The sequence below is a fragment of the Winogradskyella wichelsiae genome (assembly GCF_013403925.1).
Taxonomy (GTDB): Bacteria; Bacteroidota; Bacteroidia; order Flavobacteriales; family Flavobacteriaceae; genus Winogradskyella; species Winogradskyella wichelsiae.
Window position 1 is genome coordinate 109,714 of record NZ_JABFDJ010000002.1, and the last position, 22,572, is coordinate 132,285.

19 protein-coding genes are annotated in these 22,572 nt (G+C 32.6%); 10 read left to right on the forward strand and 9 right to left on the reverse strand.

What is annotated here, in order from left to right; genetic code table 11:
* Window positions 1-20: 20 nt before the first annotated feature.
* Both cysM and epsC read right to left on the reverse strand, forming a co-directional pair.
* Window positions 21-899, reverse strand: coding sequence for a cysteine synthase CysM (gene cysM, locus HM985_RS04160; protein WP_179375047.1), 879 nt, complete (start codon window positions 897-899; stop codon window positions 21-23).
* A complete protein-coding gene (gene epsC / locus HM985_RS04165) occupies window positions 896-1,690 on the reverse strand; it encodes a serine O-acetyltransferase EpsC (RefSeq protein WP_179375048.1) in 795 nt (264 codons plus the stop codon). The genes cysM and epsC overlap by 4 nt, the downstream gene beginning before the upstream one ends.
* Before the next feature lie 346 nt (window positions 1,691-2,036).
* Between epsC and HM985_RS04170 the strand changes: the two genes are divergently transcribed.
* Window positions 2,037-2,570, forward strand: coding sequence for an inorganic diphosphatase (locus HM985_RS04170; RefSeq protein ID WP_179375049.1), 534 nt, complete (start codon window positions 2,037-2,039; stop codon window positions 2,568-2,570).
* Window positions 2,571-2,716: 146 nt separating this feature from the next.
* Window positions 2,717-5,116 carry a sodium-translocating pyrophosphatase gene (locus tag HM985_RS04175; RefSeq protein WP_179375050.1) on the forward strand — a complete coding sequence of 800 codons (2,400 nt, stop codon included), beginning with the start codon at window positions 2,717-2,719 and terminating at the stop codon, window positions 5,114-5,116.
* Window positions 5,117-5,253: 137 nt separating this feature from the next.
* Here HM985_RS04175 and HM985_RS04180 read toward each other — a convergent pair whose 3' ends face one another.
* The 4 genes from HM985_RS04180 to HM985_RS04195 form a co-directional block, all read right to left on the reverse strand.
* Entirely contained in the window at window positions 5,254-7,983 is a 2,730-nt protein-coding gene (locus HM985_RS04180) for a TonB-dependent receptor (RefSeq protein WP_179375051.1), read from the reverse strand.
* A 77-nt stretch (window positions 7,984-8,060) separates the two neighbouring features.
* Window positions 8,061-8,933, reverse strand: coding sequence for a GLPGLI family protein (locus HM985_RS04185; RefSeq protein ID WP_179375052.1), 873 nt, complete (start codon window positions 8,931-8,933; stop codon window positions 8,061-8,063).
* A gap of 111 nt (window positions 8,934-9,044) precedes the next feature.
* The gene (locus tag HM985_RS04190) at window positions 9,045-9,902 is read right to left on the reverse strand and encodes a GLPGLI family protein (protein WP_179375053.1); all 858 of its coding nucleotides are present in this window, start codon (window positions 9,900-9,902) and stop codon (window positions 9,045-9,047) included.
* A complete protein-coding gene (locus HM985_RS04195; RefSeq protein WP_179375054.1) occupies window positions 9,902-10,294 on the reverse strand; it encodes a hypothetical protein in 393 nt (130 codons plus the stop codon). Before HM985_RS04195 ends, HM985_RS04190 begins: the two co-directional genes overlap by 1 nt.
* Before the next feature lie 125 nt (window positions 10,295-10,419).
* Between HM985_RS04195 and HM985_RS04200 the strand changes: the two genes are divergently transcribed.
* The 4 genes from HM985_RS04200 (at window position 10,420) to HM985_RS04215 (ending at window position 14,109) form a co-directional block, all read left to right on the forward strand.
* Window positions 10,420-11,958, forward strand: coding sequence for a sensor histidine kinase (locus HM985_RS04200; RefSeq protein ID WP_179375055.1), 1,539 nt, complete (start codon window positions 10,420-10,422; stop codon window positions 11,956-11,958).
* The gene (locus tag HM985_RS04205; protein ID WP_179375056.1) at window positions 11,951-12,634 is read left to right on the forward strand and encodes a response regulator transcription factor; all 684 of its coding nucleotides are present in this window, start codon (window positions 11,951-11,953) and stop codon (window positions 12,632-12,634) included. Before HM985_RS04200 ends, HM985_RS04205 begins: the two co-directional genes overlap by 8 nt.
* Window positions 12,635-12,696: 62 nt before the next feature.
* Window positions 12,697-13,491 carry a hypothetical protein gene (locus tag HM985_RS04210; protein ID WP_179375057.1) on the forward strand — a complete coding sequence of 265 codons (795 nt, stop codon included), beginning with the start codon at window positions 12,697-12,699 and terminating at the stop codon, window positions 13,489-13,491.
* A gap of 3 nt (window positions 13,492-13,494) precedes the next feature.
* A complete protein-coding gene (locus HM985_RS04215) occupies window positions 13,495-14,109 on the forward strand; it encodes a deoxynucleoside kinase (RefSeq protein ID WP_179375058.1) in 615 nt (204 codons plus the stop codon).
* Between the two features lie 55 nt (window positions 14,110-14,164).
* Here the strand turns inward: HM985_RS04215 and HM985_RS04220 are convergent, their stop codons facing one another.
* Window positions 14,165-15,169, reverse strand: a complete 1,005-nt coding sequence (locus tag HM985_RS04220) for an App1 family protein (RefSeq protein ID WP_179375059.1) — start codon at window positions 15,167-15,169, stop codon at window positions 14,165-14,167.
* A gap of 164 nt (window positions 15,170-15,333) precedes the next feature.
* Between HM985_RS04220 and HM985_RS04225 the strand changes: the two genes are divergently transcribed.
* The 4 genes from HM985_RS04225 to lspA all read left to right on the forward strand — a co-directional run bounded on the left by HM985_RS04225 (window position 15,334) and on the right by lspA (window position 21,077).
* Window positions 15,334-17,889, forward strand: coding sequence for a S9 family peptidase (locus HM985_RS04225; RefSeq protein WP_179375060.1), 2,556 nt, complete (start codon window positions 15,334-15,336; stop codon window positions 17,887-17,889).
* Between the two features lie 134 nt (window positions 17,890-18,023).
* On the forward strand, window positions 18,024-19,577 hold the full coding sequence (locus HM985_RS04230) for an NAD(P)/FAD-dependent oxidoreductase (RefSeq protein WP_179375061.1): 1,554 nt from the start codon (window positions 18,024-18,026) through the stop codon (window positions 19,575-19,577).
* Window positions 19,578-19,671: 94 nt separating this feature from the next.
* Window positions 19,672-20,565, forward strand: coding sequence for an ACP S-malonyltransferase (gene fabD / locus HM985_RS04235; protein ID WP_179375062.1), 894 nt, complete (start codon window positions 19,672-19,674; stop codon window positions 20,563-20,565).
* An 11-nt stretch (window positions 20,566-20,576) separates the two neighbouring features.
* A complete protein-coding gene (gene lspA / locus HM985_RS04240) occupies window positions 20,577-21,077 on the forward strand; it encodes a signal peptidase II (protein WP_218843365.1) in 501 nt (166 codons plus the stop codon).
* Here lspA and HM985_RS17215 read toward each other — a convergent pair whose 3' ends face one another.
* Both HM985_RS17215 and galE read right to left on the reverse strand, forming a co-directional pair.
* Window positions 21,078-21,269 carry a hypothetical protein gene (locus HM985_RS17215; RefSeq protein WP_246284952.1) on the reverse strand — a complete coding sequence of 64 codons (192 nt, stop codon included), beginning with the start codon at window positions 21,267-21,269 and terminating at the stop codon, window positions 21,078-21,080. It lies immediately after the preceding gene.
* A 255-nt stretch (window positions 21,270-21,524) separates the two neighbouring features.
* Window positions 21,525-22,544, reverse strand: coding sequence for a UDP-glucose 4-epimerase GalE (gene galE / locus HM985_RS04245; protein ID WP_179375063.1), 1,020 nt, complete (start codon window positions 22,542-22,544; stop codon window positions 21,525-21,527).
* Window positions 22,545-22,572: the final 28 nt, after the last annotated feature.

The window sequence follows — 22,572 nt, forward strand, 5'->3', positions numbered from 1 at the left end:
TTTATTATCGGATTTATCTTTTACTCAAATAAATCTGAAGACAAATAACGATCACCTCTATCACAAATAATACAAACTACAATTCCGCTTTCTAATTCATTGACTAATTTTAAAGCTGCTGCTGTAGCTCCACCACTACTCATCCCTGCCAATATTCCTTCTTCTTTTGCTAATCTTCTCGTCATTTCTATAGCTTCATCTTTACTAACTTCTATAGTTTGATCTACTTTAGAGGCGTCAAATATTTTAGGTAAATATTCTAAAGGCCATTTTCTAATCCCTGGTATTTTTGAGCCATCCGTTGGTTGTACTCCTACTATTTTTATTTCCGAATTTTGTTCTTTCAAATAAGTAGATGTCCCCATTATTGTTCCCGTTGTCCCCATAGAAGACACAAAATGCGTTATTGTGCCATTGGTATCTCTCCATATCTCTGGACCTGTTGTTTTATAATGTGCTTTCCAATTATCTTCGTTTGCAAATTGATTAAATGAAAAATAAGCCTCATCCTCAACCTTGGCCACAGCATAATCTCTAGCTCCTTCAATACCATCTGGATGCAAAGTAACTGTAGCCCCGTAAGCACGCATAGTTTGCACACGCTCTTTAGTTGCTGTGTCTGGCATTACAAGTTCTATATTAAGCTTAAAAATACTTGCAATCATCGCTAAAGCAATACCTGTGTTACCGCTTGTCGCTTCAATTAATTTTGAAGATTTGTCGATTTTTTTTGAATCAAGAGCACTTTTAATCATATTATAAGCTGCTCTATCTTTTACGCTACCTCCGGGGTTATTTCCTTCGAGTTTAAAGTATAAACTTACATTAGGATTTGTATTTAAAGCTATTGACTTAACAATAGGGGTATTTCCTATCTGATCTATTAAAGTCTTATTCATATTATTTTTTTTTCTTTTGAAAAAATTTCAATCTTATAATTGTGTGTTACCACAGAGTTTGCTGGAATAGATTTTGTCAACCATGTATTACCACCAATAACACTGCTCTCACCAATAATAGTGTCCCCCCCTAAAATAGTGGCATTAGCGTATATGGTTACATTCTGTTCAATGGTTGGATGCCGCTTGGTATTTTGGTGTTGCTTTTTAACGGTTAACGCCCCCAGAGTAACACCTTGATAAACCTTTACATTATTATGTATTTCGGTAGTTTCTCCGATAACCACACCAGTACCATGATCTATAAAAAAGGAGGCGCCAATTGTAGCTCCAGGATGGATATCTATACCTGTAACAGAATGTGCATATTCTGTCATTAATCTAGGTATTAAAGGCAAATTAAGTTTATAAAAAACTCTAGCCATTCTATAAATTGCAATGGTAAAAAACCCTGGATAAGCTAGATATATTTCTTCTATAGATTGAGAAGCAGGATCATTATTAAAAATAGCCTCTGCATCTTTCTTTAAACTTGAATATAAATCTGGAATATTATTCTTAAAATCATCCCAACGTTGACATGGCATATCCTTAATTTTAGGACAAGCCATATTCCGTATTTTTACAAATAAAATTTCTAATTCCTTTAAAGCCTCTTCTGCATTTGTATCACAATCATAAAAAGCCTTAAAAAGCAACTTGGTAAAACGTTGCGACTCTTCCTTTAAAGTCATAGAAACTTTGATTGTTTCTTTATGCTGATTGATAACTTTTACAATGTCTGAATTCATACTTAAATATCTATTTTCAATTAAGTACAAGTTGAATTATCGCATTGTACACTATAGGTTAAACGAAATTAGTGAAACTATTTGAACAAGAAAAGCACAGCATAATAAATAAGATTTAGCTTCGTCTTTTAATTAATTTAGTCCTTATGTCGTTAATTTTTAGCAAACCTAAATGTATGTGGCAAAAATAAATTAAGGTATTAGATAATCGTTAAGTTAGCATATACTTAAAGTCGAACATAATTAATTGTCTAACTCATACAATATATTATCTTTGCTATACTTATTTAACAGAGAATATAATAACGGTTCTTAGTAATATAGAACTCCCAAATACAATTTAAACATGTCAGAATCAGAATCAGAAGAATTAACTTTCGATGTATTAATTGAAATACCTAAAGGAAGTCGTAACAAATATGAATACGATTTTACTTTGAATAAAATTAGGTTTGACCGTATGCTTTTTTCATCAATGATGTACCCTGGTGATTATGGTTTTATTCCAGAAACATTAGCATTAGATAGCGATCCTTTAGATGTATTAGTCTTAGGTCACCAGCCTACATACCCAATGGTTGTAATGGAAGTTAGACCAATTGGTGTTTTTCACATGACAGATGAAAAAGGACCAGATGAAAAAATTATTTGTGTACCAGTTTCAGATCCAATTTGGAGTAGCAACAGAGATATAAGCGACTTAAACCCGCATAGATTAAAAGAAATCGAGCACTTTTTCCGAGTATATAAAGACTTAGAAAAGAAAAAAGTTGATGTTGGTGGATGGGGAGATGCTGAAGAAGCAGTTAAGATTTATCATGAATGTATAGAGCGTTATGATGAGAGCGAACACAAGAAGAAACGCACTTTTACAATCTAGTATCCATATTTAGGAATTAAAGATTTTTTAACGTAATACTATTAAAAAAGCAATATCAAGCAATTGATATTGCTTTTTTCGTAAAATAAAGTTTCATTTCACTACATTTACTATGCTGAAAATCAATTAACACTAAATATTTTAATATGGAATCAATAATGATTTATATGCCACTTGTACTGGCGCTTTTAGGTTTAGTTTACATGCTAGTAAAGAAATCTTGGGTAATGAAACAAGATGCTGGCGATGGTAAAATGAAAGAAATTTCAGATCACATCTACAAAGGTGCATTAGCTTTCTTAAATGCCGAATACAAATTGCTTGCTGTATTTGTCTTAATAATTTCAGCACTATTAGCAATCGTTTCTTTTATAGTACCAACCACACATTGGTTAATTATAATTGCTTTTATTTTCGGTGCTATATTCTCTGCATACGCCGGAAACATAGGAATGAAAATTGCAACAAAAACAAATGTAAGAACAACACAAGCCGCTCGTACCAGCTTGCCCAATGCGCTTAAAATTTCTTTTGGAGGCGGTACCGTTATGGGACTTGGTGTAGCAGGTTTAGCCGTACTAGGTTTAACTGCTTTCTTTATTTTCTTCTTCTGGTTTTTTATGGGAAGTGAATGGACAAACACTATGGATATGACCATCGTATTAGAAACTCTTGCTGGATTTTCTCTAGGCGCAGAATCTATCGCTTTATTTGCAAGAGTTGGTGGTGGGATTTACACTAAAGCGGCTGACGTTGGTGCAGATTTAGTTGGTAAAGTGGAAGCTGGAATCCCAGAAGATGACCCTCGTAATCCCGCAACTATTGCAGATAACGTTGGTGATAATGTTGGTGATGTTGCTGGTATGGGTGCCGATTTATTTGGTTCTTATGTTGCTACAGTTTTAGCCGCCATGGTTCTAGGTAATTATATTATTAAAGATATGGGAGGTGCAATCAATGATGCCTTTGGTGGCATTGGTCCAATCTTATTACCTATGGCTATTGCTGGTGTCGGAATCATTATTTCTATCATTGGAACTTTGTTAGTAAAAATTAAAAATAATGATGCTAAAGAAGCTCAAGTTATGGGAGCTTTAAATATTGGTAACTGGACATCAATTGTATTAGTCGCTATTTCTTGTTTTCTACTAGTAAATTGGATGTTACCAGAAACAATGCAAATGCATTTCTTTGGTGAAGGTTTGGTAGAAATTTCAGCAATGCGCGTATTTTATGCCACCTTAGTAGGTTTAGTTGTAGGTGCTGTTATTTCTTCTGTCACTGAATATTATACAGGATTAGGGAAAAAACCGATTCTAAAAATAGTACAACAATCCTCAACAGGGGCTGGTACAAATATTATTGCAGGTTTAGCTACAGGTATGATTTCTACATTCCCTTCTGTCCTATTATTTGCAGCAGCAATTTGGTCTTCGTACGAGTTTGCTGGTTTTTACGGTGTTGCTCTAGCGGCTTCTGCAATGATGGCAACAACAGCAATGCAATTAGCTATCGACGCTTTTGGACCAATATCAGATAATGCAGGTGGTATTGCAGAAATGAGCGAACAAGAACCAATTGTAAGAGAACGTACAGATATCTTAGATTCCGTTGGTAACACCACTGCTGCTACAGGTAAAGGTTTTGCCATTGCTTCTGCTGCATTAACATCCTTAGCACTGTTTGCCGCTTATGTTACATTTACAGGCATTGATGGCATTAACATATTTAAAGCGCCTGTTTTAGCGATGCTATTTGTTGGCGGGATGGTTCCTGTTGTTTTTTCAGCTTTAGTGATGAATGCCGTAGGTAAAGCAGCTATGGAAATGGTACATGAAGTCCGACGTCAGTTTAGAGATATCCCAGGAATTATGGAAGGAACAGGACAGCCAGAATATGATAAATGCGTTGCTATTTCTACTAAGGCATCTTTAAAAGAAATGATGTTACCTGGTCTATTAACGATCGGCTTCCCTTTAGTCATTGCTTTTATTCCTATGTTATTTGGCATGAATAATCTAGCAATTGCTGAAATGTTAGGTGGTTATATGGCTGGTGTTACCGTTTCTGGTGTACTTTGGGCAATCTTCCAAAACAATGCTGGTGGAGCTTGGGATAATGCTAAAAAATCTTTTGAAGCAGGAGTTGAAATCAATGGAGAAATGATATATAAAGGCTCTGAAGCACACAAAGCAGCTGTAACTGGAGATACTGTTGGAGATCCTTTTAAAGATACTTCTGGCCCTTCAATGAACATCTTAATAAAACTAACTTGCTTAATAGGTTTAGTTATTGCTCCAATCTTGGGTGGTCATAGTGAAGAAATTGGTTTAGCTACAATAAGCAATGCTGTTAAAGTTACTAGATCCATAACCATAGAAACAAATGACGATGGTACAATGAATGAAAAAGCTTCTGCACAAGTAACGACAACTTATATAGAAAATGGACAAACCGTTATTCTTGAAAAATCTTTTGAAGGTACATTAAACGAAGTGACTAAAGACTCTAGTGCTTATGCTAAAGCACAGAAGGAAAAGAAATAATTAACCTCTTTATTTATGTGAAATTAAAAAGGCTTGTATTCTTTAAAAGAATACAAGCCTTTTTTTTATCTATAATTCTTAAAAATTGAGAGATTATAAGTTTATCAATTCTTTCAAAAATAAATCACTATCATATTTTATAGTGTATACGTCAATCTAAAGGTTATAAACCTTGGTAAAATAAAAGTTTCTGAACTGTATACCGAAATATCATTAGAACCATTGCTAACTTCAGAATCTATATTTAATAAGTTAGTGGCCTGCAATTGGTATTCCCATTTAGCGTCTAAATCTTTTCTATAAGCCAAGCTAGCATTCCATGTTTGATAAGATTGAGTATCTCCAACATTACTACTTTGACTTGTATAAGAATAATCTGTTCTAAACGTTAATGCTTTCCATATATAAGCATCAAACTCTACTGAAGGTGTATTTGTAACAAATTGAGTATCGTTATCACTACCTTGTTTTGTATCGGAAATACTAAATTGATATTTTAAGCTAACATTTGGTGCTTCTCTAAAATTAGTACTTAATTCAGGTGTATAACTTTGAGAAAAAGTTTCATTTATAGATCTCACGTCTTCAATAAATTGATTACTCTTACTATAGTTATAGCTCGCTCGTAAGCTTGCTTTCAACTTACCATAAGTACGTTGTATACGTCCAATAGCTGTAACACTCTCATCTGCAAAATTTGAATTAAAAAATGTATTAGTTCTAATTACATTATCGAAATTAGTAAGAGACCGTACTTGATCAATATTTTTATTATAATTAAGTATTGCAAAAACATTAGTATAGTTGAATAAGTTAAAACTAAAGTAACGTAGGCTTAAGTTATGTGATAATGCATTTTGTAGTTGCGACTCACCATACTGAATACTATTGTAGTCATTTAAAACTAAACCTTGAGCTAAACTTGTAACATCTGTAAATGAGTTTTGCATGTTGTAGCGAAAGGTTAAACTTTCACTCTTTTTAAATTGAATTTGAGTTTCAAAATCTGGTAAAATTTTAAAGAAATTATCCTCGTATGTTTCACCAAATTGAGTGTTTTTATTTCCGTATGCATGAACAGAGAATCCCGGTGTAATTGTAAATTTTCCGGTTTTTAATCTATAGTGTAATCCAAGGTAAACATCACTAAAATTATATTCTATATCATTCTCATTGCTTAACACGTTACCATCTTCATCGGTTAAGCTAGCAACAGGATCGTAAAACGAACCATCATCAAGAAATTGAAAGATGTTAGAATTAAACTTCTGATTACTTAAAATAGTACCTAAAGTAAGATTAATGTTACTTTTTGAATTCAAGATATTGTAATAATCTAATTTAGCATCTAATTGATTAGATTTCACTCTACGTTCTTGATTTAAATTATAATTATCTTGAGCTGTATTTAGTCCCAATACATTTGCAGTGCTTTCAAAAGTATCTTCATCCTTTAAACCTGTTACATTATAAAAAGGATCTTCGTCTTTGAGTAAATGTTGTGCTTCAAAGGCAAAAATATTTTTCTCATTTAATGTGTAATAATAATTCACATTTTGATTAATACTAAAAGGTTTAGCTTCATCTAGCTGATTTGTATTACCAACAACAGAAGAAAATTCATTTTGCATTTCAGAATCACTAGAGATTCTACCTAAGATATCATAATTTAACTGATTGTTTGCGTTTGGCTTATAGCTTGCACTTAATTTAGCTAAACCTTGGTTGGTAGCTTCTCTACCTGTTTGTGATGTTTCTTCATCAGGAATTCCTAATTCTGGGTTTGTATAACGCACAAAACTTTCTTGTTTTGTATTTAATCGGTTAGAATTATAGATTAAAAAACCACTTAAATCCAAAGCTTCATTTGGTGCATAACTAAAATTAACGGCTGCTAATTTTGACTCTATAGATTGTGAATCACCAACATTTGTTAAACCACGTAGTCCATTATCACCAAGGTTAATACTTGTTCCGCTATTAGAACTCGGACTTCTAAAACCACCGCCAAAATTTCTGATATCACGCCCCGTTAAAGCGACTTCCCCCGTATTATTTAAATCTCCAATAACATTAATACTGTATTTAGGGCTATAATAAAATAGTTTTGGTTGTACTAAATATAACTCGTCATTTGGTGAAGGAGCAACACCACCACCCGCAGTAATATCTCCAAACCAAAAATTTTCTTTACCTTCTTTAAGTTTAATGTTTATGGCTACGTTATCCTGATTGTTTTGAACACCGCTTAATTGACCGACCTCAGCATAATTACGTAAAACCTGTATTTTATCTACCGCGTTTGAAGGTATATTCTTAGTCGCTAATTTTGAATCTCCATCAAAGAAATCTTTTCCATTAACCATAAGCTTCGTCACTTCTTTTCCTTCTACTTCTATCTTTCCATCTGCTGTTATTTCAACTCCTGGTAATTTTTTAAGAACGTCTTCAAGCTTTCGCTCAGTACCATTCTTAAAGGAATCTGCATTATATATTAAGGTATCACCTTTTACGGTTACAGGCATTTCATAAGTTAGCTCAACAGCATCAAGCATGTTGTCTGAAAACATATTAAAATCTTTAGTAATATTCACTTCTTTAGTTTCTACAACATCATCGACAGACTTTAAACCAATATAACTCACTTGAATACTATAATTCCCGTTTTTCCCTAATGAAATAACATATTTTCCATTAGCATCAGTAATAGCGTAAGATTCTAAGGCATTAGATTCTTTATTAATAGCTATCACATTAGCAAGTTCTAAGGGTTCTCCAATGCTATCTCTTACGATACCTTGCATTTTAATTTGAGCATAAGAACTCATAACTACTAAAGTAAATAGCAGTGTTAAAATATTTTTCATATAAAATAATTTCTTTGGTTGGTAATTTAGAGCGTAGCATAAATTATACGCGCTATTAGAGTATTCTATTTTTGTTGTTAATTTCTACCGCGTCCGCCGCCTCTACCATTACGACCGCCATATATTTCGCGCATCTCTTCCATCTTTTTAGTAGTGATTTCTGTATATTCCGCTTGTGTCACTTCTTCACCTTTTTTAGGCTTCTCGATAGTTTCTTTTTCTGTCGGGTTTAATACAATTTTAGTACAAAGAATTGTAGTGCGGTCTGCATTAATTTCCAAAATTAAACCTGGCAAACCCCAATAATCGTCTGGACCTTGGTTTACCGGTATTTGTGGAGAATACCATGCAACAACCTCTATTGTTTTAGGTGCTACCAGTATTTCTGAACCGCTAGAATCTTTCTTTTTTTCCGTCTCATTTCTTCCTCCCCCTCTTGGTCCTCTAAAACTCTGTAAGTCAATACCAGTTGGTACTACCGTTGCTGTTGCTTTAAAACAAGTATACTGACCAATTTTTTTGGTTTCAGTACCCATTACCCATTTTAAATCTTTTAAATCATCTTTAATTAAAAACTGTTTTCCAAAAAACTCTTGATCTTGAATAACTTCTTTGGTTTGAACGTTTTTATATTTAGGACCCCCTGTTAAACTCGCACCAAAACCTCTTCTTCCGCCTCCAGATCCAGGAGCTTCTAATTTTTCTTCTTCTTTATAAATAGATTCTGACTTAGAAAAAGTTAAAGTATATTCTTTTTCTAAAAAGCTCTTCATACGTTCTTGAATTTGCTTTTTACGTTCAGCACTCACATCTTGTCCTCCAAACTGATCCATATCCATAGTCGTTTTAGACATGTAATAGGCTTTTCCTTGAAAATCTTGAGCAAACAAACTAGAACTGGAAATAATCATAGTTAACAATAGTGCAATTTTAAGCGGTAATCTCTTCATCTTTAACAGTATAATTAAAATCGATAATAAATTTCATTAATCTTTATAAAGATAAGACTCCGCAAACTTAGAAAAGTTAAATCCACGATTGTTAAACTTGTGTTAAGAAAATTAACCACCTATTGATATATGAATTGCTCCATCTTTCGATCCTCTGCTTGGTGCATAACGCTCCATCATTTCTTTAGTTTTCTTCTCCATGATATCATTGTACTCTTTTTGATTAACTTCTTTACCTTTCGTTGGTTCTTCAATCTCTACTTTTTCTTTTGGATTGATAACAATTTGACTACAGATAATCGTTAATTTCCCATCATGCACTTCTAAAATTAGTCCTGGCAATCCTTGATATTTTGCTGGACCATTACTCACTGGAATTTGAGGGGTGTACCAAGCTGTAATAGTACGATCTTCCATTTCAGGTTTCTTTTCTTCATCATATTCATCATCTTCATTATCTATTGTTGAATTACTATTAAAGTTTAAATTTACTTTAGGAACTTGTTTTGTAAAGGTGGCTTTAAAACACATGTACTCACCAATATGTTTAGTATCGGATTCTAATTGCCATTCAATTGGAGATATAGAATCTTTGATTAAGAAATTTTTCCCCATAGTTTCTTTTTGATCAACATAAGTTTTATTCTTGACGTTTTTATAAAACACATCAGACCCACTACTACCAAAAGACATCTGAAAACCGCCTCCTACTTGTGGTTTATCTAACTCCGCTTCTTGCTGGTATAAAGATGAAGATTTATCGAAAGTTAATGTATAGGTCTTTTGGAATTGCTTCTTCATCATTTCCATCATTTGCTTCTGCATAGCATCATTCATTTTGGTGCTATCCATCTTAATATCAATTTTTCGTTGGGTTTTGTATGTTGCTACACCTTGAAAATCTTGAGCGTTAACAGATGAAACGACCCCTATCAATATAAAAATTAGGATTCTAGTAATTGTTGTCATTATTTTCTGTTTTTTAAATTATAAAATTTCAATACTGTAGCTTTCATTTTTTCAATATTCTTTAGAAATTTTGATTTTTCATTTGCACTTCCTACAACAGTATAAGTCATGCTACCTTTTAAATTATCCTTATCCTCTGAAAAGCTACAGTTTAAGGTAAAACTTAATTCTTCATTGCCATCCATCATTTTAAATAACTCATCTAAATCTTCCGATTTAAAAGTAGATTCTAATTCTTCAAAGGAATCAATTGTAACCTCAATACTAATCGCATCAATTTTTACTGATTTGTCTTCAACTTTAGACTGACTATATCCAACAACCGAAATTAATAAGACTAAACACGTGAATACTTTTTTTAGACTAAAACAGTCACGAATCTTTGATTTCATTTTAATATGGTTTTATAATTAATACCCTACAAATATCTCAACACCAATTCTATTTTTAGGTTAACTAGTGTTAACGTGTGTTAACCAATAACTTTTACTAAATAATAACTTTATACATTTGAAATATGAATAATAAAAGATACAGGTGGATTTTATATACCATTGTTGTCGTAATTGTTGCCACGATTAGCATACAAGTCTATTGGAACTACAAAAATTACCAAACCAATAAACAGCAATTAATAAACGATGTACAAGTCAGCTTAGATAAAGCAGTTGATGATTATTATGCAGCTTTAGCAGAGCGTACCACTATTGGTTTTATTCTTGAAGGCGACCAACAAAAAAATGCTTTCGAAGAAGGTAGTGAGCTGGAAAAATTTTTTAAAACCATTGATGAATCTAATAAAGAGTTTACAAACCTTGATTCTATGGATACAAATAGTATTGAAGGTATAACGGTCTTTAGAGGATTTAAGGCAGATTCAATGTCAGAGGCTCATGATAAAACACATAATCCTTTATCAGGAGAGCAATTTAAATTAAAAATAGATAGTCTAAAAAATAACCATAAAGATGTCAATTTAAAAAATGCCGAATTTCTCACCTCTAAAGTGATGATTTCGATAAAAAATGACACACTCGATGTTAAGGTTGTTGAAGAATTAATAGCTAAAGAATTAGAACGCAAAAGCATTAATGTCGACTTTTATTTAGATTATAAAGACATTGAACGTGATGTTAACTATTTTAAGGTAAACGGATCCTTACCAGAATTGGATCCTAACCATATGTCTGATAATTATTTGCAAACAGACACAAAATCTAGATTCCTTCCAAAAGGTACTTTTTTAACCATTCTATTTACTAACACCACTAAAACTATTTTATATCGCATTCTTGGAGGCATCCTAATTTCAACGTTATTAGTTTTGGCCGTAATTAGTAGTTTATTCTACCTCCTAAAAATCATAAAACAACAAAAGCAATTAGCCGAAGTAAAAAATGACCTCATCAGTAATATTACACATGAGTTTAAAACGCCTATCGCTACCATTAGCGCAGCATTAGAAAGCATTAGTAATTTTAATGCTATCGATGATAAAGAAAAAACCAAAAAGTATCTCAATATGTCTTCCACTCAATTAGGTAAATTAAATACTATGGTCGAGAAACTACTTGAAACCGCAACTTTAGACAGCAACAATTTAGAGTTGAATAAAGAAAATTTTGATGTTACCAGTTTAGTTGACACTTTAATTAATAAGTATACCATTCAATTTCCTGATAAAACATTCAAGAGTGATATTCAGCTTGAAAGTTTAGTTGTTAATGCAGATATCTTTCATATTGAAAATGCCTTAAATAACATTTTAGATAATGCCGTAAAATATGGAGGCGAAATAATTACCGTTGAATTAAATACAAAGAAAAACAGTTTACATATTTTAATTTCAGATAACAAAAACAGTCTCAGTAACGAAAACAAACATCAAATTTTTGATAAATTCTATCGTGTCCCAAAAGGTAACACGCATGATGTAAAAGGTTTTGGTATTGGCTTATATTACACAAAATCTATTATTGAAAAGCACAACGGTTTAATAGCTTTAGTTTTGAATAAAAATTTAACCACATTTAAAATTACACTTCCAAATGGCTAATAAAATTAAATTACTATTAGCTGAAGACGAAGCAGCTTTAGGACTCATCATAAAAGAAAGTCTTGAAACTCGTAATTTTGAAGTTATACTCTGTGAAAATGGAGAAATCGCCTACAATAAATACTTAGCGGAATCACCCGAGATTTTGGTTTTAGATGTAATGATGCCTAAAAAAGATGGTTTTACATTAGCCAAAGACATTAGAGCTATAGATGATGCTATTCCTATTATATTTTTAACAGCAAAATCGCAAACAGCAGATGTAGTTGAAGGATTTTCTATTGGAGGAAACGATTATTTAAAAAAGCCTTTTAGCATGGAAGAACTTATTGTAAGAGTTCATAATTTAATTGGCAGAACAAAAATTCAAAAAAGTCCAGAAATTATAATTCTTGGTGCATTTACTTTCGCCTTCCATAAACAGCAATTAAAATTTAAAAACGAAGAATCTATTAAACTGACGCACAGAGAGGCTCATTTGTTATTTCATTTAATAAAAAATAAAAATCAAGTTTTAGATCGTTCACTAATTTTGAATAAACTTTGGGCAACAGACGATTTTTTCTCTGCAAGAAGTATGGATGTTTTTATCAGTAAACTCCGCAAGAAATTGAGTAAAGATGAAAGTATTCAGATAATTAATGTACGTGGATTTGGATATAAGTTAACAGATTAGAATTTAACACATCTAAAATGCTACAATTTTCGTATTTTTCATAACTTACTGACCAAAGAACTATGAACAAGCTATTTTATATATTCGTTTTATTTAGCTTTTTCAGCTTTTCGCAACAGGAAATTAAAAAACAAATCTCTGCAATTTTAAAAGATTCTACAAAAATTGAAGCTAAATCTATTTTTGGAATTGATAATTTCAAAACACTTTATTACACAACAGATAACAACTCATTTCATAAAAAAACCAAGGATACTATAATTACTTACGCCAATTTTCAATTAGGTGAAATTACTTCTGCTGATACTTTTAACCCTTTAAAAATAAATCTTTTTTATAAAGATTTTAATACCGTTGTTATTTTAGATAATCGATTAGCTGAAATTTCAAAAATTGACTTTAATACCATTCAACCTTATAAAAACATTTCTTTTATTTCTTCTGCTTACAACAGTTCAATTTGGATTTTCAATCAAGATTATCAATATTTAGAATTGTATGATTTTAAAGCTAACAAGTTAAAGATAAAAACAATGCCTGTACAATCTAATGTACTAGACCTAAAAAGCGATTACAATTATTGTTACTTACTCACCGAAAAATATCTCTATGTATACAATTATTTTGGTAGTTTAATTAAAAAATTAATCAACGAAGGTTATACAAGTCTAGCTTTTAGTGAAGCCCACTTATTTTTAAAATCTAATAACAAACTGTACTTCTTAGAAAAAAACGAATCTACCATACACCCTTTAAAGCATCCTAATTTGTTAATAAAACAGTTTTTGGTAACGAATGAAACCTTGTATATTTACCACGAAAATTCACTACGTCATTACCAATTAAAAATAGAATAGATTATGCATGTTGCTATTGCAGGAAATATAGGAGCCGGAAAAACAACGCTCACAAAATTACTCGCTAAACATTTTAAATGGGAAGCACAGTTGGAAGACGTGGTTGATAATCCATATTTAGATGATTTTTACAATCAGATGGAGCGCTGGAGTTTTAATCTACAAGTGTATTTCTTAAATAGTAGGTTTCGTCAAGTGAATCAGATTCACGATAGCGGAAAAGAAATTATCCAAGATAGAACCATCTATGAAGATGCACATATTTTTGCTCCCAACTTACACGCCATGGGTTTAATGACAAATCGTGATTTTGAGAATTACTCTTCTCTTTTTCAATTAATGGAGTCTTACGTTAAAGGACCAGATTTACTTATTTATTTACGCAGTTCCATTCCTAATTTGGTAAATCAGATACATAAACGTGGACGCGATTATGAAAACACTATTAGTATTGATTATTTAAGTCGATTAAACGAGCGTTACGAAGCATGGATCTCTACATACGATAAAGGGAACTTACTAATTATCGATGTAGACAATCTAGATTTTGTTGATAATCCTGAAGACTTAGGTAACATTATTAATAGAATTGATGCAGAAATCAATGGTTTATTTTAATTGAGCATCCTTAGTTAGAGATCTTACAACATGGTTTTAACTTTTAATAATAGCATTAAGAGATAAAACCATGTTTTTTAGCATGTTCAATAGCTTGCTCACTACTTTCTACCATTAAGACTTGCGTGGTTTTATAATTTTCTAAAAGTCCTTTAACACGGATCATTCTTTTTTTATGCTTAACACTGCGTAAGTAAATAGCTAGGATTCTATCCGGAAATTCTTCTGCAATCTCTATATAAATATCAGGATCGTGCTCACCGCTATCTCCTATTAATATAAAAGGCAAATCGGGATAGGTCTTTAAAAGGTTAAGAATTTCTTTTTGTTTTTGAGGTTTTTCATCTTGAGGTTTCCTTTTCAAAAAATTACTAAAACTTCGTAATAAAATTGGCCCTTTCGGAAAATCATTCTGTCTTAAAAAGAGTTCTAAGTAACGGTATAAATTCCAAGGACTATGACTTACATAAAAAATAGGATTCGCATTTTTTCCTGAAACTCCACGATGTAATTTATGGTAAAATTCAGCAGATCCCTCTAAAGGAATTCTATTTTTAGCATGCTTAAATATTGAGTTATAAATGACGCGCCATTTTAAAATAGAGACAACTCCTGTATGCAATATAGTATCATCTATATCGCTAGCAACACCAAATTCTGCTTTAGTAGAAGGAATTAATAATTCACCAGGGAACTTATTCTTATTCTGAATTGTTCTTTTAAGCGTAACATCGTTATAAGAAAGTTCAAAGGATAACCAACCTTCTTCGTTGGTTAATTCACTTAAATTTTTTAAAGTTTCTTCAGCAATAAAATATCCATTTTCATCTGTAGTAACCTTTATAATTTTATTATTGGGCAACTTTAAATCTAAACTAACATGCTTAATTTCATCGGTTTCAAAACGTTTCCAAGTATTCACTATAAGATGCCAAATATGTTGATTTTCTAAATCAATAGACTCATCTTCTAAAGCTCTACCTCGAGCATAAAAGTGAGAATTTGTTCCATAACTTTGAAACGCAATAATCTGTAAAGGGTCTTTTTTTAACCAGGCCAACTCTCTTGTTTTTTTGAGCTTTCAAGATACTAAAATCGCGTTATAAGAAAAACGTTAATGGCGTTAATTCGTTAGGCTAATGTTAAATCTTTTTAAACTTCATATTATTCAAAGTATTTTAGTCAGATATAGAAAATATCACACCTAAAACCAACCCACTAAGCATGCAAAGATTACTACTTCTACTACTTTTAAGCTTGTCAATTACTTCAATAAATGCACAGCAGAACGAACAAGAAAACACAACACCTACACCAAATTACAGAGCGGCAGCAAAATTCTCTCCAAACAACTTAGGGAAGTTAGTACACTCTACATCAGTAAGACCACATTGGTTAAAAAACGGAAATCACTTTTGGTACCAATATAAAACCACAGAAGGTTCTAAATATTATATTGTAGATGCCGATAAAAAAAGTAAAAAAGAACTTTTTGACAATGAAAAAATGGCAAAGTGGTTAACTGAGATCACTAAAGATCCTTATGATGCTCAGCATTTACCAAAGTTTAATTTTGAGTTTGTAAAGAATGAAACTACGATTCGTTTCTATGTCACTTCAACTGAAAAAGTAGATGAAGATAAAAAAGACGAAGATTTAGATGAAGAAAAAGAGGATACTATAGAGACCGATTCTACAAAAACAAATAAAAAGGAAAAAGGAAAAGCTAAGAAGGCTAAAAAAGTTAATAAAGTATATCATTTTGAATACCGCCTAGGTAGCAATGGCTTAACTGTTTTAGATAATAAAAAGAAAGAAAAAGAAGATTGGAAAAAGTGGGCAAATATAGCACCAGATAGTTCTATCGTCTTATTTTCTAAACATTACAATTTGTATTGGATGGACAAAGAAAACTTTCTTAAAGCTGTGGAAAATGAAAAAGATTCTACTATTGTAGAAAACCAATGGACAAAAGATGGTGAGGAAAATTATGATTTTGGAGGAAGTAGTCGTGGCGAAAACAATGAAGATAAATTAAAGAATAAAGATAAACGTAAATCTGTACGTGGTATTTGGTCTCATGATTCTAAAAAGTTTGTATTCCAAAGAACCGATTCTAGGCATATCAATGACTTATGGGTTATTAATACAACCTCTAGCAAACGCCCTACTTTAGAAACGTATAAATACCACATGCCCGGCGAAGATGAATATTACAAAACTGAACTTCATGTTTTTGATATCCCTTCAAAAAGTAACATGTTAGTGCAATTAGATACGGTAAAACAACAAAGTGTTCAAGTATATCGTGAGCCTAGATTAAAATCGAATTACGATGATGATTTTACACCATCATTACTTCTTTCTAAAAAAGGAAAAATCTATTATAACACCATTAGTAGAGATCGTAAAAAATTGGATATCTGTGTTGCTGACATCAATACTGGTGAAACCAAAGTTTTAATTGAAGAACGTTTTAATACCTATATAGAATCTCGTCCTTTAGTATTACTCAATAACGAAACGGAAATGCTACATTGGGCAGAACGTTCAGGTTGGGCACATTACTATTTATATGATAGTGAAGGAAATTTAAAAAACGAAATCACCTCTGGCTCTTATCATGTTGAAAATGCTATTGGTGTAGATGAAAAAAGTAGAACATTTTACTTTACTGCACATGGTATTCCTAAAGATCAAGATCCGTATTACGAACACCTTTATAAAATTAATTTGAACGGAACAGGACTTAAAGCTTTAAATCCTGGTGACTATAATTATAGTACAGACATGGCAGATTCTAATGGCTATTTTGTAAGTAATTATTCTAGAGTAAACACAGTTCCTAAATCAGAATTAAGATCGAATACCGGAAAACTAATCATGGAATTAGAAGAAGCGGACTTATCACAACTTATGGCTACAGGTTACCAATTTCCTGAAACTTTTAAGATGAAAGCAGACGATGGTATTACAGATATTTACGGTGTAATGTACAAACCTTTCAATTTTGATGACACTAAATCTTACCCACTTTTAGAATACGTATATCCAGGTCCACAAACCGAAGCGGTTAACAAATCTTTTTCAGTTCGTATGGATCGTTTAGATCGTATGGCTCAAGTTGGTTTTATCGTGGTAACTACAGGGAATCGTGGTGGACATCCAGACCGTTCTAAATGGTATCATAATTATGGTTATGGAAACTTAAGAGATTACGGTTTAGCAGATAAAAGACATATTGCAGAACAATTAGCAGATAAACATGACTTTATTGATATTAATAAAGTAGGAATTTATGGCCATTCTGGTGGTGGATTTATGTCTACAGCTGCCATGTTAGTATATCCAGATTTCTTTAAAGCTGCAGTCTCTTCAGCAGGAAACCATGATAATAACATTTATAACAGTTGGTGGAGTGAAACACATCATGGTGTGCAAGAAGAAATGGATGAGGATGGCAATGTGAAGTACAAATATCTAATAGACACCAATCCATCTTTAGCAGAAAACTTAAAAGGAAACTTAATGCTTATTACGGGAGACGTTGATAATAATGTACACCCAGGAGGAACCATTCGTATGGCAAATGCTTTAATAAAAGCTAACAAACGTTTCGATTTTATGCTAATGCCAGGACAACGTCATAGTTTTGGGAAAATGACAGAATATTCGTTTTGGTTAAGAGCAGATCATTTTAGCAAACATTTTCTTAATACCGAAGCAACAAGTGTAGATATTACAGAAATGAACAGAGATCAGCCTAAAACAAAATCTTAATTTTTATCCATTAGAAATAATAAAAAGTCACGTTAAATAACGTGGCTTTTTTATGCTCTACACTCAAATACGAATCGTATAACTTATTACTATATAACAGTTTTGAAAACATTTCTTTTCTTTAATTTTGCAACATGATAAAAGCCTTACAACTACGCATCAATTTACACCAAGAAGGACAACCCGATGGCTTGCTTAATAAAGCAGCTTACGATCTAGATATAAAATCTTCTGAAATTACTGGAGTCAAGATTTTAAGAAAATCTATTGATGCACGTAAGCGCAACATTATGTTCAACTATAAAGTAGAGGTTTACATTAATGAGCCTATGCCTGAGACTTCCAATTATCATTTTGATTACAAAGATGTCTCTAAAGGTAAACCTGTTCATATTATTGGTTTTGGACCTGCAGGGATGTATGCCGCATTGCGTTGCATAGAACTCGGTTTTAAACCTATTGTCTTAGAACGTGGTAAAAATGTACAAGATCGTCGTCGGGATTTAAAAGCAATTAATCAAGATCAATTTGTAGATGAAGATTCTAATTATTGCTTTGGAGAAGGGGGAGCCGGAACTTATAGTGATGGTAAATTATACACCAGAAGTTTAAAACGTGGTGATGTCCGTAGAATTTTTGAAAACTTAGTGTATCATGGTGCAACGGATCAGATTTTAGTTGATGCACATCCACACATTGGGACTAATAAATTGCCTAAAGTGGTTCAGAATATTAGAGAAAACATCATCAAATTTGGAGGCGAAGTTCATTTTGAAACTCGTGTTACCGATTTCACAATTAAGAATGATAAAATTGTTGCCATTCAACTTTTAAACGGAACAGAACTAGACACTGAAAAAGTGATTTTAGCCACAGGACATTCGGCTAGAGATATTTTCTATTTATTGAATGACAAAAAAATCAAATTAGAAGCAAAATCGTTTGCTATGGGCGTTCGTGTAGAGCACCCTCAAGAGATTATTGATGGCATTCAATATCACTGCGAAGGCAAACAACGTGATGAGTTATTACCTGCCGCATCTTACAGTTTAGTACAGCAAGTAAATGACAGAGGTGTTTATTCCTTCTGTATGTGTCCTGGTGGATTTATAGTTCCTGCAGCAACGGCAAACGGAGAAGTGGTTGTTAATGGCATGTCGCCTTCAAAACGAAATAATAAATTTGCAAATTCAGGGATTGTAACAGAAATTAATGCTGACAAAGACCTTTACAAATACGAACATTTTGGGCCTTTGAAAGCGCTTGAATATCAAAAAGATTTAGAACGTTTAGCGTTTACATCAGGAGGTCGAAGACAATCTGCACCAGCACAAAGACTAACCGATTTTGTAGAAGGTAAATTATCATCCAGCTTAAACGAAACCTCATACCAACCGGGATTAAAATCGGCACCTTTACATTCGTTATTACCAAAAATAATTGGTGGTTCTTTACGAAAAGGATTTAAAGCTTTTGGCGAAAAAATGAAAGGTTATTATACGGAAGAAGCTAATATTATTGGTGTAGAATCGCGTACCTCATCGCCTGTAAGTATCCCAAGAACAGAAACTTTAGAACATCCTGAAATCACTAATTTATTTCCATGTGGAGAAGGTGGTGGTTATGCTGGTGGTATTGTTTCTGCTGCAATGGATGGAGAGCGTTGTGCTGAGGCGGCTTGCATCTAGTACAGATAAAAAAGCAGTAGTAGTAATCCTGTTAAAATCTTAAAAACGATAAATAATTAATTGTTACTTTTGCAGCTCTAAAATTAGAACAAAAATGAACGCATATATATTTCCAGGTCAAGGTGCTCAATTCTCAGGAATGGGATTAGATCTATACGAAAATTCACCTTTAGCACAAGAGTTATTTGAGAAAGCTAATAAAATTTTAGGCTTTCATATTACAGATATTATGTTTGAAGGATCTGCTGAAGACTTAAAAGAAACAAAGGTCACCCAGCCTGCTATCTTTTTACATTCTGTAATTTTAGCAAAAACACTTGGAGACAGCTTTAAACCAGATATGGTTGCTGGTCATTCACTTGGAGAATTTTCTGCTTTAGTTGCCGCTGGTGCTTTAACTTTTGAAGACGGATTAAAATTAGTCTCTCAAAGAGCCCAAGCGATGCAAAAAGCGTGTGAATTACAACCAAGTACTATGGCTGCTGTTTTAGGATTAGAAGATGCTATTGTAGAAGACATTTGTAAAACTATTGAAGGAATTGTTGTTCCTGCAAATTATAATTGCCCAGGCCAGTTAGTAATTTCGGGCGAAGTTGAAGCTATAAACAAAGCTTGTGAAGCTTTAAAAGAAGCTGGAGCTAGACGCGCTTTGGTATTACCTGTTGGTGGTGCTTTTCACTCACCTTTAATGGAACCTGCTCGAGAAGAATTAGCAGCTGCTATTGAAAACACTACTTTTAGTAAACCAAATTGCCCAATATATCAAAACGTAACAGCATCTGCAATTACAGATGAAAACGAAATTAAAGCTAATCTAATTTCTCAATTAACTGCACCTGTACGCTGGACGCAATCTGTACAACAAATGATTACTGACGGAGCTTCTCTTTTTACAGAGGTTGGACCAGGTAAAGTTTTACAAGGTTTAGTAAAGAAAATAAATCGCGAAGCACAAACAGCTTCAGCAACTTTTAAAACTAACGCCTAAATCTCAAGATTTTGAATAGGAATTTATTTATTACACTCCTCATCATATTTAACATTGCTATCGATCAAGTATCAAAAGTAATCGTTAGAACTACCATGATTAAAGGAGGCAAGGGACAAATTAACGTTATAAAAGATTATTTTCAACTTATTTGGGTTGAAAATAAAGGGGCCTTTTTAGGTATGGGTAGCGATATGAATCCAACTTTAAGATTAGTCTTCTTATTAGTCTTGCCGACACTTGTTCTAGGCTACGTTATTTATTATATACTAAAGACAAAGGAATTAGACCGTATGAGTCTTATTGCCTTTTGTTGTATTGTAGGAGGAGGTATAGCCAATGTCTTTGACCGTATAGTATTTGGCGAAGTCACTGACTTTTTCTACATTGATTTAGGTGGCGTTTTTAGAACAGGAATCTTTAATGTTGCTGATCTTTCAGTAACCACTGGTATGATAATATTACTCTTCAGTGGTATTTTTAACAATAAGAAAAAAAGAAAAGATTGTTAACTAACGCGCTAGTTGGCAGTCTTCACAATCTTTAATTTCTCCGTAATAAGTCTCACGATATTTGTGAATTGTCTTATAAGGAATACTTAAAAATTGTTTTTTAATATAGGTGACATTTGTTTGTAATACACCCATTTTTTTGGTGAAGCGACCTTCGGTTTTGGTCTCCCTTTTAATACTAATCAATTTCATGTTGTTCAATTATCATTCCATGCAAAGAAAGGGCTTTAGATGACCAACTCCAAGAAATCAATGTTAAATACTGATTAACAAGCTTTTGTATTGTGATATCAAAAATTAGACACCATAACCTTTAGTATATTCTTAGTTTACTTTAAGCTCCATTACACATTCAATAATTCAAAATTGAATTAAAAAACAAAATCCATTACTTAAATTAAGTAATGGATTCAAACATTGTATCTATTATAAAAACAAAATAGACCTTTATTTTGTTCTGATTTTTTGTTCCCATTTCCAGGCTGCAGACATCGCATCATCTAACGTTAATTCAGTTTTCCAACCTAGTACATTATTAGCTTTAGAAGTTTCAGCATAAGCAGCTGTAACGTCCCCTTCTCTTCTATCTACAATTTTGTAATTTAAAGCTTTACCAGAAACACGCTCAAAAGATTGAACGGCTTCTAAAACAGTACTTCCTGTTCCTGTTCCTAGATTAAAAAACTCATAATTAGAATCATTTTTAACATTTAGTAAACGTTGTAAGGCCAACACATGTGCTTTAGCTAAATCAACGACATGAATATAATCTCGTACACAGGTTCCATCTGAAGTGAGATAATCACCGCCAAATACAGAAAGTTGCTCACGCATACCAATGGCTGTTTGCGTAATATAAGGAACTAAATTTTGAGGTACACCAAGCGGTAATTCACCAATTTCAGTGCTCTCATGCGCACCTATAGGGTTAAAATAGCGCAATGCAATAGCTTTAATGTCCCCATTAACACGACATGTATCTCTTATTATTTCCTCACCAATCTGCTTTGTATTTCCGTAAGGTGATTCTGCTGGTTTTACTGGTGCATTTTCAGTTATTGGTAACTCATCTGCCTGTCCGTAAACCGTGCAAGAAGAACTAAAAATAAAATTTTTCTGACTTAAGCCTTTCAATTCTTGAAGCAAATAAATTAACGTGGTTATATTATTTTCATAATACATTAATGGTTCTGCAACACTCTCGCCTACTGCTTTGTTTGCAGCAAAATGAATCGTTCCAACAATATCATTATGACGTTTAAAAAAATCTTGAACGTCAGACTTTACCTTTAAATCCAACTTTTCAAAAATTGGTTTTTTATTGGTGATTGCAGTTATTCCGTCCAACACATCAATAGTAGAGTTAGACAAATTATCTATAATAACTACTTCGTAGCCTTCATTCTGTAATTCTACAACGGTATGAGAGCCAATAAAGCCTAAACCGCCTGTCACTAAAATTTTCATGTGTTTTATATCTTACTTTTGAAAGTTA

Coding starts and splice junctions, on each gene's coding strand:
- cysM (WP_179375047.1), bottom strand. CDS start 899: ATGAATAAGACTTTAATAGATCAGATAGGAAATACCCCTATTGTTAAG.
- epsC (WP_179375048.1), bottom strand. CDS start 1,690: ATGAATTCAGACATTGTAAAAGTTATCAATCAGCATAAAGAAACAATC.
- HM985_RS04170 (WP_179375049.1), top strand. CDS start 2,037: ATGTCAGAATCAGAATCAGAAGAATTAACTTTCGATGTATTAATTGAA.
- HM985_RS04175 (WP_179375050.1), top strand. CDS start 2,717: ATGGAATCAATAATGATTTATATGCCACTTGTACTGGCGCTTTTAGGT.
- HM985_RS04180 (WP_179375051.1), bottom strand. CDS start 7,983: ATGAAAAATATTTTAACACTGCTATTTACTTTAGTAGTTATGAGTTCT.
- HM985_RS04185 (WP_179375052.1), bottom strand. CDS start 8,933: ATGAAGAGATTACCGCTTAAAATTGCACTATTGTTAACTATGATTATT.
- HM985_RS04190 (WP_179375053.1), bottom strand. CDS start 9,902: ATGACAACAATTACTAGAATCCTAATTTTTATATTGATAGGGGTCGTT.
- HM985_RS04195 (WP_179375054.1), bottom strand. CDS start 10,294: ATGAAATCAAAGATTCGTGACTGTTTTAGTCTAAAAAAAGTATTCACG.
- HM985_RS04200 (WP_179375055.1), top strand. CDS start 10,420: ATGAATAATAAAAGATACAGGTGGATTTTATATACCATTGTTGTCGTA.
- HM985_RS04205 (WP_179375056.1), top strand. CDS start 11,951: ATGGCTAATAAAATTAAATTACTATTAGCTGAAGACGAAGCAGCTTTA.
- HM985_RS04210 (WP_179375057.1), top strand. CDS start 12,697: ATGAACAAGCTATTTTATATATTCGTTTTATTTAGCTTTTTCAGCTTT.
- HM985_RS04215 (WP_179375058.1), top strand. CDS start 13,495: ATGCATGTTGCTATTGCAGGAAATATAGGAGCCGGAAAAACAACGCTC.
- HM985_RS04225 (WP_179375060.1), top strand. CDS start 15,334: ATGCAAAGATTACTACTTCTACTACTTTTAAGCTTGTCAATTACTTCA.
- HM985_RS04230 (WP_179375061.1), top strand. CDS start 18,024: ATGATAAAAGCCTTACAACTACGCATCAATTTACACCAAGAAGGACAA.
- fabD (WP_179375062.1), top strand. CDS start 19,672: ATGAACGCATATATATTTCCAGGTCAAGGTGCTCAATTCTCAGGAATG.
- HM985_RS17215 (WP_246284952.1), bottom strand. CDS start 21,269: ATGAAATTGATTAGTATTAAAAGGGAGACCAAAACCGAAGGTCGCTTC.
- galE (WP_179375063.1), bottom strand. CDS start 22,544: ATGAAAATTTTAGTGACAGGCGGTTTAGGCTTTATTGGCTCTCATACC.